Source organism: Bhargavaea ullalensis (assembly GCF_042432615.1).
Lineage (GTDB): Bacteria > Bacillota > Bacilli > Bacillales_A > Planococcaceae > Bhargavaea > Bhargavaea ullalensis.
The window spans coordinates 52,960-68,173 of sequence record NZ_JBHLWY010000030.1 but is presented as its reverse complement, the minus strand read 5'-3'; the positions used below and the strand labels follow the sequence as shown (position 1 = coordinate 68,173).

Sequence of the window (15,214 nt, the reverse complement as noted above, 5' to 3'; positions counted from 1 at the left end):
CGGGGAGCGAATCGTAAACGGAGCCGAAAACCTTATGGCAGCCGGTTCATCTTTCTGTACATCTCCACCATGCCCTTCACGAGGTTGAGCATCTCCCGCCGCACCGCGGGTTCCTGGGCTGCAAGCAGGACAATGAGTTCCCGCAGTTCCGGAGAATCGCGGATCAAGTCACCATATGCATCCGCGAAGCGCGAATAGTACCGGGCCTTCGCCTCATTCGTCTCTGCGGACAACCGCTCGGCATCTTTGCGCCCCTTTCCGTAGGGGCGGCCGAGCAACATCGCCAGGTACTGCTCATCGGTCATATTGAACGCCTCTTTCGCCTTGAGGAGCAGGTCGTACGGGAAATCCCGCTTGCCGAGCTCATAATTCGAGAGGGCGGCGGGATCGATGCCGAGCCGCCTGGCCGCCTCCCGCTGCCTGATCTGAAGCACATCTTCCCGGAACTCCTTGAACTTCTCGTGGATTGCCAATGGTCCGTCCCCCTTCTCTTGTGCCCAAAATAGCGGTTCGGAAGGGCGGAGGCGGCCGAATCAACAAAATGTCGACGGAATAAACGACAAATTGTCGATTCTCGGCTTTTCTTAATGGAAGATTGTAAAAATAATAGGAAATCTGTGTTGAATTGAAAAGGAGGCATGGGCATGGCACGCTATGAAATCAAAATCAACCCTCCGGCCGCCGGATGGACTGCCGGCAGCTGGCGCCTGGTCCAGTGGGGAACAGGCAGCGGAGGGCCGGTGGTCATACAGGAAAGTCGCACGGCGGTCGGCAAGTTCACTTATCTTCCCTACGGTCCGTTCATGCTGAAAAATGTGGAGATCGACCTTGGAAGCGGCAAGGTGGCGTTTGACAAGCAGGCAGCCAGCCTGGAGGGCTTCCGGAAATACGGACCGCAGTTCATGTCTTCCTACGTATTGGACTTTGGAGACGACCGGTTCGGCTTTTTCCTGGACGGCAGCCGGCGGCCCGACCGGAAAGTGACGGAAGAAGAATAAAAGGGGCACGGGGCGGGATTGGCGGAAAAGCCCGGATTTTTTTGTATGCGCTTTCATATAATTATGGTAAGATGGAAGTAGCCGAATATTTCGAAAAAGGAGGGAGCCCCATGCTGCACATCCAACGAATGAAGCCGTTTTACATGTCGCAGGAACAATCCCGGGTGAGACTCGTTTTTGAATATCAGTACTTCACGATAAAAAAAGGGGAAGAACTGTTCCATTTTATCCCGTCGGAAGGCAAGGAGATCCACATCAATCTCCAAAACCTTCAAGTTGAAAACCTCGGCGAAATCTTCGTATTCCAGAAAGGCAGCCGGTTCATCCGGCTCCCGCTGTACCAACTGCTGCTCATTTCTGACATCCACACCCATCTGAAAGACATCCTCCAAGGGGCGGACATCATGGAAAGCGATCCGATGTTCACCGAACCCGGCGAAGTGGAAGCCATCATCGCCGAGCTCGAGCGCACCAACCTCATGAACCTGATCGACCGGGCACTCGCAGAGGGCGACCGCGACGGCTTCCATCGCCTTGCCGGCCAGCTGAATGCCCAATGACCCGGACATCCAAACCGATGCTGCAGAAGCCAACCCACCGATCCAGACCAAAGCCCGACGGACAGCCGACGGGCTTTTATGATGGGCGGAAGGGAGGGAAGAGTCGCAGAAGTCCGCTCTCCCACTGCTCACCCTTTCACTCAAGCGAAACGCCAAATCTTGTCATTCTGAGAAAATCCGTCAATAGTCCTGCCGAACGATGTCGGTTGAAGGGTTACAAAGGCGTCGAGATTTGGTAAAGTGGTTGTTATGGCAAACTATCAACCTTGCAGGCCGGAAGGGAAATGAACCTATGTTTTTCGATTTCAAGTTCTGGCGGTATTTGACCGACCAGCGCACCTTGATGGAGCGGCTGGGCGGCAGCGCGATGCGGGGCTTCCGATTGCGGGTCATCGGGCTGTTCGTTTCGGCCGTGCTTCTTTATGCACTTATGAATATGTGGGGGATCGGCACGCGGGATCTGACGCCGATCACCGCGATGGGCAGCGAGGAGACATTCGCACTTGCGCGGATCCTGTCGCTCGCCGGTTCCATCCTGTGGGCGCTCGTCTATACGGCGTTCCATCTTTACGGGATTTCGTTCATCCTACATAAGCTGACGGCGATCGACTACCGGAAACTGGTCGTGCTTCAACTGTTCGTCACGGCGATCCTTCTCCTTGAGAAGGCGATCGTCTTCATCGTTTTCCTCGTGAACGGGAAGGCTGCTCCGGTGTCATTCCTGTCGTTCGGACCGCTTGCGGCGACGTTCCTCACTTATCCGTTCCTGATCTACTTCCTCAATCAGCTGTCGATCGGGACGGCGATCGTCATCGCGTTCCAGTTCCGGTTCATCCGGTTCTTCCAGCCCGAAGCGAACCGCAACCTGCTCTGGATTCTGCTCGGGCTGCACATCGCGATGGCACTCATCACATCGCTCGTCGGCCTGATTCCGGCAGACCGCTGGTTCACGGAGTTATTCGGGGGAGGTGCCGCTGTTGAATAAGCTCGGGAATCTCGCAGTGGCGATCGCGATCACTGCGTTCATCGCCACGAACGCACTGCTTTTATTCGGCGACAAAAGTTCGATCCCGAAGTACGTGTACGTACACGGCACGGAGCGGATGACCACTGCCGATTACTCGGACAAGCTGGCCAAAGAATCGCTCGTTGTGCCGGGAGATATTTACACCGCGTATGTCGACAATGATTCGACCGTCCAGCAATGGCTCGTCAAAGAAGGCGATCCGGTGAGCGCCGGGCAGGAAATCGCCACGCTCAACTCGGAACGCGCGGAAAGCCAGCGATCCGTATGGGAGTCGGAGAGGGACGCGCTGAAGGAACAGGAATCCGAACTGAACGCAACGAAGAGCGAGCTGGAACAGGCCCGCCGTTCGGCAAAGTCGGACGCACGTTCTTCTTCCAACCGGAGTGACCGGGTGGACGGAACGACGGGCACCGGCAATTCGGATTCGGACAAAGTGGAAGTCGGTCTGAACGTTGACGTGAATGTCGACGTGTCGCAGGACGGCGCCTATGCGCACGCGATGACGGCAGTGGACAACGCACTCGCCGACGTCCAGCGCCAGCTCACCGTCGTCGAGGCGCAGCTCGCCCAGAGCCCGACATCGCCGGCGCTCGTTTCTCCGGTCGACGGCACGATTTCGGAAGTGCACCGGCTCGGCGAACAACTTGCCGTCGAGATTTACACGAATGACCGCCAGTTCCTCACTTACGCAAAAGGCGAGGAATGGCAGCGGATTGCGCCGGACGACCGGGTCTTCATCCAGGCGCCCGGCACGGAAGGCGCGGTCGAAGGCACTGTCGTCTCCGTCTCCCCTGTGGAAGCGCCAGATTCGAAGTGGCTCGATGCTTACCGAAAACTGGACAAGGAAAAAGTGAACAATCCGCTCGCGTACTATGAAGTGAGGATCGCCACCGATGCGGACGTCAGCCGTCTGCCGTTCGCCAACAACGCGAATGCGATCATCCATACCGAAGAAGCGCCATCGGCCATTGCCGTCCGCTCCAAGGCGCTTGAAGGCAAATACCTGAACGAAGCACTCGCAACGATCATCGACCAGAACGGCTACGCAGTGAAAATTCCGGTCATGACGCCGTTCGACTGGAAAGGCTACAGCATCGTCACCGACGGCCTTTACGAAGGCGACCTCGTCATCGACGAACCGAGGATCGAAGGATTCCCGTCCGCCCCGGCCGTCATCCTGCCGATGCCGCTCGAATGGCCGGAAAAAGCGACATGGAAATCCACCAGTTGGCAGGACTACGTGCGCTACACCCTGTTCGGGGTCGAATAAAAGAAGCCGGGCCGTCCGCCGATGCGGGCGGCTTTTTCGTGTGGGAATCGGCGCGGGAAGGGGGGAGCGGTCCAAACTGGGGCGAGTCGGACGGATCGGGCCTTGAGCCGTACGGATCCCGCGTTGAGTCGTACGGATCCGGTTCTGAGTCGGACAGGTTTTATTTTCCACCGGCGGATGCTGTGGAATCGGGTGAGCTTTGGGGCGAGCCGGACGGATCGGGCCTCGAGCCGTACGGATTCCGCGTTGAACCGTACGGATCCGGCCCTGAGTCGGACAGGTTATATTTTCCAACGTCGGATGCTGTGGAATCGGGTGAGCTTTGGGGCGAGTCGGACGGATCGGCCCTCGAGCCGTACGGATCCCGCGTTGAGTCGTACGGATCCGGTTCTGAGTCGGACAGGTTATAATTTCCACACACCGCTCCCCCTCTGTCAATCGCTCTTTCAGGTTTATGAGTCTCTCTACCGGGTAATCTCAGACTAGACCAAAAGGAGGCGTTGCAAAATGGCAGAACGCAGAGTAGTTGGTTATTATGATACGGAACAGCAAGCAATTGACGCGATTGAAGATCTGAAAAGACAGGGGTACCGTTCGGAAGATATTTCGGTCATCTCCCAGAATAACGATCAGGTGGATGCGATTGCGGACGAAACCGGCACGAAGGCGGCCGAGGGCGCAGCAACAGGTGCTGCGACGGGCGGTGTGCTCGGCGGTCTCGGCGGCGTGCTTGCCGGTCTCGGGGCGCTCGCGATTCCGGGAATCGGACCGATTGTCGCAGCCGGACCGATTGTCGCCGGCTTGACCGGCGCGGCGGCGGGTGCCGGAGTCGGCGGCCTGGCCGGTGCGCTCATCGGGATGGGTGTTCCGGAAGATGAAGCCGAGCGCTACGAAACGTACTTCAATGAAGGCAAGATCCTTGTTCTCGTTGACCGCAGTGCGGATGTGGAAGACAGCTACTTTGCGAGCCGCCGCCCGCTGACGAATGACGTCAACGATATGGCGCGTGACCGGGAGACTCTTGACCGCGACCGCTTCAACGATCCGCTGATCTGATGCACTTTGAACCGCTGCTCCTTTGGGGGCGGCGGTTTTTTCCGCTTTCCTTGAATAATCCCCTTTCCCGTCAGGCAGGATGGAAAGAGGAGTTTTTTCGGGAGGGTGGAAGATGGATGATTGGCTGAAAGTGGATTTTTGGGAAATGGTGCTCCGGTCGGCGGCAACGTTTGGAGTCCTGCTCCTGCTGACCCGGCTGCTCGGAAAAAAACAGATGAGCCAGCTGACTTTCTTCAACTATGTGACCGGGATTACGATCGGATCGATTGCGGGGAACATCGCGGGTGAGAGCGAGACGCCGTTTTTCGACGGGCTCGTCTCGCTCGTCACCTGGACGTTGCTGACCGTGGTGCTCAGCCTCATTTCGCTCAAGTGGCCGGGCGCGCGGGTCATGCTCGACAACGAGCCGACAATCGTCATCAAGGACGGCCGGCTTGATGAAAAGGCGATGAAGTCCGTCCAGCTCCATCTGGACGACCTGAACATGATGTTGCGCGAAAACGGGGTGTTCGTCGTGAAGGATGTCCGTTATGCCATCCTGGAGACGAACGGGGCGCTCAGCGTGCTGCTCAAGGGCCAGAATTTGCCGGCGACAAAAAAGGACGTGAACGTCGGCTCCGGCCCGTCCAAGTTTTTGCCGGCGGAGATCATTTCCGACGGGAAGATCGTCAAGAAAAACCTCAAGGAGTACAACCTGACGGAAGAATGGCTGCAAAAGGAACTCGGCAAGCACGGAGTCTCCAGGCCGGAGCAGGTCTTCTTCGCACAGTTGCAGGAAGACGGGACGCTCGATGTGAATGTGAAAGAACAGTCATGACAAGCTGAAAGCCGCTTTTTTCGGATGAATCGTCCGGAAAAGGCGGTTTTAATTTTCGGAAAAAAGAGAGTTACTTATTCAGGGAAAAATGATATATTAAGAGTGTTTCAAAATTTTAATCATGTAAGGGGAAATGCAAGTTGGGGGAAATGAAGAAAACAAAGCGGCTCAGCCTGTTCCTGGTTGTGCTCATGGTGTTGTCACTCATCCTGCCGGCAGGCGCATTCGCCAAATCGGCGGACGGGCTTCCGAAAGGACCGAAGCAAAGCGAAAGCACCCTGTTGCAAAAACAGGTGATTGCGGAACAGCAGGCTGCGAAAACCGGCCTGCCGAGACTGCATCCGGACTTGCAGAAACTGTCCGGCAGCCAGGAAGTCAGCGTCATCATCCAGCTGTCGGAAGACCCGGTGGCGGTGGCGGAAGGCAAGAAAAAGCTGAAAAAGCTTCCGTACCAGGCATCCGAGCGGGCCAAGCAGGTTCATGCCATCAAGGCGGAGCAGGCAACGGCCAAAAAAGCGATGAAGGCGAAAAAGCTCCTCGTCAAGGAAGGCTATTCCTACGAAACGGTGCTGAACGGCTTCTCGGCGACCGTCAAGGCGGATGACCTCGACAAACTGCTCGACATTCCGGGCATCCGTCTTGTCGAGCCGAACGCGGTCCGGGAAGCGCTGGAAGTCCCGGCGGATGCCGGCTCTCCGGACGGAACGGCGGATGAAAGCAATTCATTCCTTGAAATCGGCCGTCTTTGGGACAAGGGCCTGAAAGGGCAGACGGTCAAAGTCGGCGTCCTGGACACCGGCATTGATTACAACCACCCGGCGTTCAAGGACAACTATGCGGGCGGCTGGAACTTCGTGCCGCACGACCAGCGCTATGCGCGTCCTCGGGCGGATAATGACCCGATGGAAACGACGCCGAAAGACCGTGCATCGGGCACGCCGGAGTTCAACTCCACCGGCAGCTCGTTCTACACATCCCACGGCACGCACGTCGCCGGCATCATCGCCGGCCAGGCGAACAATGCCTACGGCGTGGCGGGAATCGCGCCGGAAGTGGAGCTTCACGCCTACCGCGTTCTCGGCGGGTACGGCAGCGGCTCGACTGACGGCATCATCGCCGCAATCGAGAAATCGGTGGAAGAAGGCATGGACGTCATCAACCTGTCGCTCGGCGGCGGCAGCAACACGTCCATCTCCGCCGACTCGTTCGCCATCAACAACGCGATGCTGAAAGGCACGATTGCCGTCATCGCGACCGGCAACTCCGGACCGAACCGCGGAACGATGGGCACGCCGGCCACATCGACGCTCGGCATCGCGGTCGGCAACACCACACAGCCGGAAAGCCATTTCTCGGCGGACGTGAACATGAAGGCGGACGGATTTGCGAAAACCGTCCACATGAATCTCATGGCAACCGAATTTGGCACCGATCCGGATGAGAAGCTGCAGGGTGAGTTTGCAGTCGCAGCCATTCCTGGATTTGGCAAGGAAACCGACTATGCGGGTGTTGACGTAGCCGGCAAAGTCGCGCTCGTTTCCCGCGGAGAAATTCCGTTTGTCGACAAAATCGAAGCGGCGAAAAACCACGGGGCGGCCGCCGTCCTGATCCACAACTTTGCGGGCGGCTCGAACGCACCGGGCATTTCCGATGTTTATCTCGGCGATGACTTTGACTTCATCCCGACATTCGACATGAGCCAGACCGACGGCGACGCTTTCCGGGCGGCGCTTGCAGGCGGCAAGGGAACCGTCACATTCGGCGCCGTCCAAGAAACGAAGACGGCGGGCGACGAAGTGAACAGCTCGAGCTCACGCGGTCCGTCCGTTCCGACATTCGACATCAAGCCGGACGTCTCGGCACCGGGCACGAACATCATGGCCGCCATTCCGGCATACAAATCGGACTTCCCGGATGCCGACTATTCCAAGGCATTTGGACGCAAGACCGGCACATCGATGGCGACCCCTCAAGTGGCGGGCGTCGCGGCGCTCATCAAGCAGGCCAACCCTGACTGGACTCCGTTTGACGTGAAAGTCGCGCTTTCCAACACGGCAAAACTGCTGGATGTGAAGAAATACGATGTGTTCTCGCAGGGGGCGGGCCGCGTACAGCCGTATGAAGCCGCATTCCCTGAAGCACTGGCTTATTCCTATGACCAGACCGACGCCGACGGCAAGGGCACGATCGTCGACAACGTGAAGGGAACCGTTACATTCGGAACCCTGACAGAAGTGAAGGACCGTGACGTCACGGTGAAGAAGACGGTCAAAGTGAAGGACGTCAAGGGCAACGGCGGAGACTATTCGGTGGATGTCCGGACGACAAAGGCATTCGGACAGGCAGCCGTTTCGGTCGACAAGTCCTCGTTCAAGCTGAACGGTGAACAGGAACTGACCGTTACGCTCACTGCGCCGAAAGCGGCAACGAAAGCCGGAGACGAACTCCTCGGCTACATCGTGATCAGCGGACCGGGCACCGAACTGTCGCTTCCATTCGCGGCATCGTTCGCCCCGACACCGCCGACGGCCATCGAATCGATGAACATCACGAAAACCGATCTGTCGTTCAACGGCGATGGAGTGAATGACACGGCGGATCTGACGTTCAAGGTGACCGGGGACCTCGGTGTCAACTACATTGAGCTTTGGGATCTGGCAGATCCGGATGGCGGTGCCTATGGTGACGGCTACATCGGCTATCTCCATGCAGGCAACTCGCTCCCGGCAGGCTCCTATCGGCTCGGAATCGACGGTCAATACTTCCCGTGGGGCGAAGATGCGCCGGCCATCATTCCGGACGGCGTGTACACGATTGACATGACAGCACAGACGGTGTCGGGCAACCCGCCGCTCGTCGACAATTCTGTCGGGCCGATTTTCGTGAAGTCAACCGCCCCTGAAGTCGAAACATCAGTCGACGGCACGGTCGTTTCAGGCCGTGTGATCGACAAGTATCTCGACTACAAGGCGCTGCTCGCCGAATATGGCGTCACGGTCAACCTCAACTCCAAGCTCGGCGGCTTCATCGAAGTGACGGATGCGCAGGGGGACAATATTTCATTTGAAATGGTGACATTCAACCAGGACGGCACGTTCTCCGTCGATCTCGGAGCAGCGGCAGAGTCCGGCAAAAAGGCCGTCATGACGGTTGCGGACGCAGCCGGCAACACCACGGAATCGGTCGTCTTTGAGAAGGAAGATGCGCCGGAAGAACCGGAGCAGCCGGAACAGCCTGAATCACCGGTCGTCACGGTTCCGGATCAGGATCTGAATGCGCAGCTCGTGGACAAGAAGGCGAAAGAAGTGACGGTGGACGTTGCGGAATTCGGCGGAAACGGAAAACTGGACATCGCGCTCGGCGAAGACCAGCTTGACCGGATTATTGCTGCGAAGAAGGGAATCACCGTCAGCGCCGAAGGACTGAGCTTCACGGCCGACAAGAAACTCGTCGAGCGGATGGGAGCGGCAGCCGGCGGCATCACAATCGCGCTCGGCAAATCTGCGACGGATGAAAAGTCCACGATTTCCGATTCGTATTCGATTCATTTCCTCGACAAGTCGGGCAATGAAGTGAACACCGGCAAAAACAAGGACAAGTTTGACGTGACCCTGCCGGTGGATCTGAGCGGCGTCGGCAAGACGAACAAGCTCACCGTCAAAGACAGCGAATCGGGCAATGTCTACAAGCTGAAAGTGAAGAACGGAGAGGCGGCGTTCACTGCGGACGGGCCGGGTACGTTCACGGCGTTTAATTAATTCCATGCAAGGCAGGCCGCCGCGGGAAGCGAATCCCGCGGCGGTTTCTTTGTTGTTGCAAAAGGGTTACAACCCATTATAATCGGGGAAAGAAGACTAGTAGAAAGAGAAGGCGGTGGACCCCATGGATGAGCAGAAAAGGTCAGTCGAACAGCTGCTGGACGAAAAAGTCGAGCAACAGAAAAAACGCATGCGGCCGCCCGCGCGACCGAAGAAATACAAGTCATCCGTCCGCAAAGCGGCCGACTACGTGGTCCTGGACTTTGAGACGACCGGGTTCCGCTCCGGAGCCGACAAGATCATCCAGATCGGCGCCGTCAAATACGTCAGCCATGAACAGCAGGACCGCTTCGAGACGCTCGTCAACCCGCTGCGCCACATCTCGCCGACCATCACCCGGCTCACCGGCATCTCAAACGATCAGGTCGCCGGCGCCCCGGTGATCGAAGAAGTCGTCGGAGACTTGATCGAATTCATCGACGATTTCCCGATCGTGGCGCACAATGCCTCATTTGACATGGGCTTCCTGTACGCGCTGGATCATATCGAGGGCATCACGATCCCCGAATATACGGTCATCGACACCGTCCGGCTTGCCCGGAAAGTCATTACGGAAACGGCAAACCACAAACTCGGGACACTGGCCCATTACCTGCGTCTGGAACATCACGCGCACGATGCGATCGGCGACTGCCTCGCCACTGCGGCGATCTATCAGTATTGCCTGGGCGTAAGGAAATAACGAATCTTAATACGAAACGAATTGAGAAACGTCCTGCCGGCAGGGCGTTTTTTTGAGTTTGGCGTCGAATGCCCGGGATTTATTTGTTATAGTGAATGAATATTGCAAACGGCAGGGGGAGAAGGCTCATGTGGAAAATATACGGCATGCTGACATTCGTCATGGTGATGTGGGGCCTGAACCTGCCGATGCTGAAGTACCTGCTGCAGTACGTCGGCCCCGTCACGATGACGTCCGTCCGCATTTTCACCGCCGGCGTCACGGTGTTCCTCATCCTCTGCGCCTTGCGGATCGTCCGGATGCCGCGCCGGGCCGAGTGGAAATACATCATCCCCGGCATGCTGCTGAATGTGGTCGGCCACCATTACTTCCTGAACAACGGGCTGACGATGACAAGCGGCACGAACGCCGGCCTTATCCTCGGCACCGGTCCGTTCCTGACCGCCGTCTTTTCCTCGATCCTGATCCGCGTGTTCCCGACGAAAATCCAGTGGCTCGGCGTGTTCCTCGGGCTGGCAGGCGTGTCATCCGTCGTCCTGGCCGACGGCGGTCTCTCCGGCATTTCGCGAGGCGACGCATACGTCTTCCTGTCGATCGTCGTCCAGGTCCTCAGCTTTCTCATCGTCGCCAAAGCCGCCGCCACGCTGGATCCCCGGCTGCTCACTGCCTACATGCTGATCCTCGGCGGCAGCACCTTGTTCATGCTCAGCCTCGCCGCGGAGCCGGGTGAGTTTGCGGCTTTTGCAAGCGTGCCGCCGACATTTTGGCTGATCTTCGCACTGAGCGCCATCTTCGGCACCGCGGTGAGCCACATGCTCTACAACTACTCCGTCGGCAAGGCCGGCCCGACAAAAGCCGCCATCTTCATGAACCTCAACACCGTCGTCGCCCTCGCCGGCTCCGCCCTCTTCCTCGGCGAAGCCATCACCGCCCGCCACCTCGCCGGCCTGCTCTTCATCATCACCGGCGTCCTCCTCGGCAGCGGCGCCGCAGAGGATGTTTGGAGAAAACGGAAAGAACGGGCGGCGGTGAAAGCGGAGGAATGCGGGTGAGGCGGGGAGTGGGGGAACGTTGATTGTATTCGGAGGAACGTTGATTGTATTTGATGAAACGTTGATGGTATTCGGTGAAACGTTGATGGTATCGGCGAAAACGTTGATGGTATCAGACAAACCCCCTCCGAAGACCGAAAATTGAAAAACGAACTATTGCGTTCGGCAGTCCGTTGTCCTATGGTTAAGGAAACACTTGCCGGACGCTTTTTCTTATAGCGATCCCCCTCCGGCCCGAGAGGAGATTTCGCATGATCCGCACTTCTCATTATCGGGCGATTGACTGGGAGATCGACTGCCTCACGCGCATGGAGGTCCGTCTTGGATCTGCAGCATTTTCCCGCAACGAAAACTTATATAGCCCGCCGACTGTCGAAGAAATGCTCGGAATGCCGCCGGCGGAGAATGAATTGCATCTCCGGCGGAAAAAGGCGCTTGTCCAAGTCTCTGACCAACTTTACCGGATCAAGGCGGGGCGTGCCGGCGAGGATGCAGTCGACCGTTCGCTCAGTGAAATTCTCATGCCGCCTGGCACATATGTATTAAGGAATGCCCGGATTACAATCAGGAACGGGTACCAGATTGAAGTGGACACGCTCATCCTGTCCCCGTCCTTTATGCTGATCCTGGAAATCAAAAACGTGCCCGGTTCGCTCTTCTTCAAAGAGAGTGAAGGAAAAACGACACGGGTTCGAAACAACGGAGAAATCGATGAGTTCGACTGCTTCATCCATCAGCTAGACCGGCAAACCGAGGGCCTTCAGCAGTTTCTCCAGGAGAGACATATCTCGCTTCCGGTTCACGGTGTCGTCGTGCTATCCAACCAGAACACGGTGATCAAGCAGCGGCCGGACACTTACCGGGTGATATACCGAAAACAACTGGCGAGGTATGTTCGTGCACTGCCACCGGCAAACTCGCCACTTCACCAAGAGACGGTTGACTGGCTCGCAAGCGCAATCCGTCATTCAGCGCCTCACCCGGCCGGTGAAGCATTCTGTGACAAATTGGGCATCGATGCTGCACTCCTGAGGAAGGGCGTCCTCTGCCTGGCATGCAATCAGGCGATCGGCCGGTTCCCGAGAATCGGCTGGTACTGCAAAAGCTGCGATCTGCCGGGAAAGGAAGCGGTACGGCAAGCTGTTGACGACCGTCTGACTTTGATCAAGCCCACGATCAATAACCCGGAAGCCCGGGACTTTCTCGGAATGAAGCACAGCTCAGATGTTTCCCGCATCCTCAATGACCTGGATCTGATCAGAACCGGGAACCCGCCGGCGACGCTTTACAGGAAAAAAGAGTCTCGGCCTTTAAGATGGAAAGGGTAGGGGGATCATTCATCAACGTTTTAAGGAATACAATCAACGTTTCCTCCGATACAATCAACGCTTGGGCGAATACAATCAACGTTTCCGCAATATCACTCCACTCCTGAAAGGATGACGCATATGGCACCACCACTTTCCATTAACCCGCTCGCGGAGGCGACGGAGTTGTCGGGGATCCGGCAGATTGCGAACCGGATACCGGACCATCCGGGGGCGGTCAATCTGACGGTCGGGCAGCCGGATTTTCCGGTGCCGGATGCGGTGAAGGCGGCGGCGGAACGGGCGATCCAAAACAATCTGACGGGCTACTCGCACAATGCGGGGCTGCCCGAGCTGCGTAAGGCGGCCGCCGATTTCTACGGAAACAAGTATCACTTTCGCTACGATCCGCTGACCGAGACGGTGGTGACGGCGGGAGCGAGCGGGGCGATGGATGCGGTGCTCCGGACACTGCTTGAGCCGGGCGATGAAGTGATCGTGCCGGTACCGATCTTCGCAGGATACGAACCGCTCATCCGGCTCACCGGCGCGACGCCCGTCTACCTCGACACGCGGCCGACCGGGTTCGTGCCGGATGCCCGGCAGCTCGAGGCGCTCATCACGCCGAAGACGAAAGTCGTCATTTTCAACAATCCGTCGAACCCGACAGGCGTGACGATCCCGCCGCATGAAATGGACGCACTCGCCGCCGTCCTCGCCAGGCATGACGTGTTCATCCTGTCCGACGACATCTACAGCGAGAACACGTTCGACGCGCCGCACAGTTCATTCGGCCGGTATCCGGCGCTGCGCGACAAGCTGTTCCTCATCCACGGCCTGTCGAAGTCCCACTCGATGACCGGGTGGCGGGTCGGATTCCTGTTCGGACCGGCGCACATCATGCAGTACATCGTCCGGATCCATGCGTACAACACGATCTGTGCGCCGACCCCGTCGCAGCACGCGGCCATCGAGGCACTCACCGGATCGGCGGACGCGCCGGCCGGGATGAACCGGGCCTACGTCGGGCGGCGGGATTTCATCCTTGATTCCCTGAGACGGATGAACTTGCCGGTCGTCAAACCGGACGGGGCGTTCTATGCGTTCCCGTCGGTCCTCGAATTCCCGCTTGACTCGAAAACGTTCGCCGTCCGGATGCTGGAGGAAGCGGGCGTCGCGGCGGTCCACGGGAGCGCGTTCACCCGGTACGGGGAAGGCTACATCCGCATTTCCTACGCGAAGTCGATGGCCGACCTCGCGACCGCGATGGAGCGGATGGCCGGATTTGTCGATCGGCTGCGCGATGAAACCCGCCATGCCGGACCGGACGCGAAGCAGATCTGACCGCTCCGCCCGTGACCATCCGCCCAAGAAAATCAAAGAAATCTGTCGGGATCCGTCCGAAAAATGGGTCCTTTTTCTTTGCCGAAAATCCTATTATTACAAGCAGGAAAGGGTAGAATAGTAGATACAAGATCTATACAGAAGGGAGCCCGATGACGCCCATGACCAAGAGACGACCCGCCTTTCTGATCACCGCCGCACTGCTTTTGACGCCCGCTGCCGCCACCTTGCCGGCACAACCTGCCGAGGCCGCACAGACCGCTCACTCATTCACCGACGTGCCGCACACTTTCTGGGCGCACGATGAAATCATGGAGCTCACGCAGCTCGGCGCACTGGAAGGGTACCCGGACGGACGCTTCAAGCCGAACGCTTTGCTGACGCGCGCGCAGGGGGCAAAGGTTCTCCAGGCCGTCACCCATGCAGAAGCGCCGGCCTCCTTCCAAACGCATTTCCGCGACGTGCAGCCGACCCACTGGGCCTATCCGTATATCCGTGAACTCACATACAACGGCGTCTTCAACAATGCCGATCGGTTCCGCCCCCAGGAACACCTGTCGCGCGCCCAGATGGCGAAAATCATCATCGAAGCCTTTCATATCAAAGTCGACGACAATGACCTCGCCCACTTCGTCGATACACCGGCGGGGGAATACCACGGCTACATCACGACACTCGGCGAACTCGGCATCACCGAAGGACGCCCCGGCGGCCGCTTCGACCCGAACGGCCCCGTCTCCCGCGCCCAGTTCACCGCATTCGCGAGCCGCGCGCTGGAATTCGATCAAAAGCGCCGGGACGGGCAGATCATCTACGACGAAGAAGACAAGCTGTACGTCGACTTGACGGGGGAATCCCTCACCCGCAGCAACCCGTCGGCGCAGGTCGGCAAGGAGTCGATCAGCCTGGTGAACAAGGAAAGGAATCAGCACGGCGTGGCCCCGCTCCAGGAAGACTCCAACCTGGACGCGATGGCCCAGCTCAAAGCGGAGGAAATGGCCGAGAAAGGCTACTTCGACCACAAGTCGCCGACGTACGGACATGTGAATGAGATGGCCGCCATGTTCGGCTATTCGTTCAGCCGGATCGGCGAGAACATCGCATGGAACCAGCATTCCGCCGAAGAAGTCACCGCCGACTGGATGGCTTCAAAAGGCCACCGCGCCAACATACTGGATCCCCGCTTCACGAACATCGGCGCCGGGTTCGCGATGAACAAGGCGGGGGAGACGTACTGGGTGCAGATGTTTTCGAAAAAGTGACCCTCGCCGAAAATCCTGGTC

The 15,214-nt window shown here is 58.1% G+C and carries 13 protein-coding genes; 12 read left to right on the top strand and 1 reads right to left on the bottom strand.

Going from position 1 to position 15,214, the window contains the following annotated elements; all coding sequences use genetic code 11:
* Positions 1–32: 32 nt before the first annotated feature.
* The gene (locus tag ACFFIY_RS07605) at positions 33–473 is read right to left on the bottom strand and encodes a helix-turn-helix domain-containing protein (RefSeq protein WP_354196594.1); all 441 of its coding nucleotides are present in this window, start codon (positions 471–473) and stop codon (positions 33–35) included.
* A 171-nt stretch (positions 474–644) separates the two neighbouring features.
* On the opposite strand from ACFFIY_RS07605, the gene ACFFIY_RS07600 reads away from it, so the two are divergent.
* The 12 genes from ACFFIY_RS07600 to ACFFIY_RS07545 all read left to right on the top strand — a co-directional run bounded on the left by ACFFIY_RS07600 (position 645) and on the right by ACFFIY_RS07545 (position 15,193).
* The gene (locus tag ACFFIY_RS07600) at positions 645–998 is read left to right on the top strand and encodes a hypothetical protein (protein ID WP_354196592.1); all 354 of its coding nucleotides are present in this window, start codon (positions 645–647) and stop codon (positions 996–998) included.
* Between the two features lie 110 nt (positions 999–1,108).
* Positions 1,109–1,558: an IDEAL domain-containing protein gene (locus tag ACFFIY_RS07595; RefSeq protein ID WP_354196590.1), complete on the top strand. Its 450-nt coding sequence runs from the start codon at positions 1,109–1,111 to the stop codon at positions 1,556–1,558.
* 292 nt (positions 1,559–1,850) lie between these two features.
* On the top strand, positions 1,851–2,543 hold the full coding sequence (locus ACFFIY_RS07590) for a hypothetical protein (protein ID WP_354196589.1): 693 nt from the start codon (positions 1,851–1,853) through the stop codon (positions 2,541–2,543).
* Positions 2,536–3,855 carry an HlyD family secretion protein gene (locus ACFFIY_RS07585; protein WP_354196587.1) on the top strand — a complete coding sequence of 440 codons (1,320 nt, stop codon included), beginning with the start codon at positions 2,536–2,538 and terminating at the stop codon, positions 3,853–3,855. Before ACFFIY_RS07590 ends, ACFFIY_RS07585 begins: the two co-directional genes overlap by 8 nt.
* 507 nt (positions 3,856–4,362) lie before the next feature.
* A complete protein-coding gene (locus tag ACFFIY_RS07580) occupies positions 4,363–4,911 on the top strand; it encodes a general stress protein (RefSeq protein WP_354196585.1) in 549 nt (182 codons plus the stop codon).
* A gap of 112 nt (positions 4,912–5,023) precedes the next feature.
* A complete protein-coding gene (locus ACFFIY_RS07575) occupies positions 5,024–5,728 on the top strand; it encodes a YetF domain-containing protein (RefSeq protein WP_354196583.1) in 705 nt (234 codons plus the stop codon).
* 149 nt (positions 5,729–5,877) lie between these two features.
* Positions 5,878–9,486, top strand: coding sequence for a S8 family serine peptidase (locus ACFFIY_RS07570; protein WP_354196581.1), 3,609 nt, complete (start codon positions 5,878–5,880; stop codon positions 9,484–9,486).
* Between the two features lie 124 nt (positions 9,487–9,610).
* On the top strand, positions 9,611–10,228 hold the full coding sequence (locus ACFFIY_RS07565; protein ID WP_354196579.1) for a 3'-5' exonuclease: 618 nt from the start codon (positions 9,611–9,613) through the stop codon (positions 10,226–10,228).
* 128 nt (positions 10,229–10,356) lie between these two features.
* Positions 10,357–11,280: a DMT family transporter gene (locus tag ACFFIY_RS07560; RefSeq protein WP_354196577.1), complete on the top strand. Its 924-nt coding sequence runs from the start codon at positions 10,357–10,359 to the stop codon at positions 11,278–11,280.
* Between the two features lie 251 nt (positions 11,281–11,531).
* On the top strand, positions 11,532–12,608 hold the full coding sequence (locus ACFFIY_RS07555) for a nuclease-related domain-containing protein (RefSeq protein ID WP_354196575.1): 1,077 nt from the start codon (positions 11,532–11,534) through the stop codon (positions 12,606–12,608).
* A 120-nt stretch (positions 12,609–12,728) separates the two neighbouring features.
* Positions 12,729–13,931, top strand: a complete 1,203-nt coding sequence (locus ACFFIY_RS07550) for an aminotransferase class I/II-fold pyridoxal phosphate-dependent enzyme (RefSeq protein WP_354196573.1) — start codon at positions 12,729–12,731, stop codon at positions 13,929–13,931.
* Positions 13,932–14,092: 161 nt separating this feature from the next.
* Positions 14,093–15,193 (top strand): CAP and S-layer homology domain-containing protein, encoded by a 1,101-nt coding sequence (locus tag ACFFIY_RS07545; protein ID WP_354196571.1) that lies wholly within the window; start codon positions 14,093–14,095, stop codon positions 15,191–15,193.
* Positions 15,194–15,214: the final 21 nt, after the last annotated feature.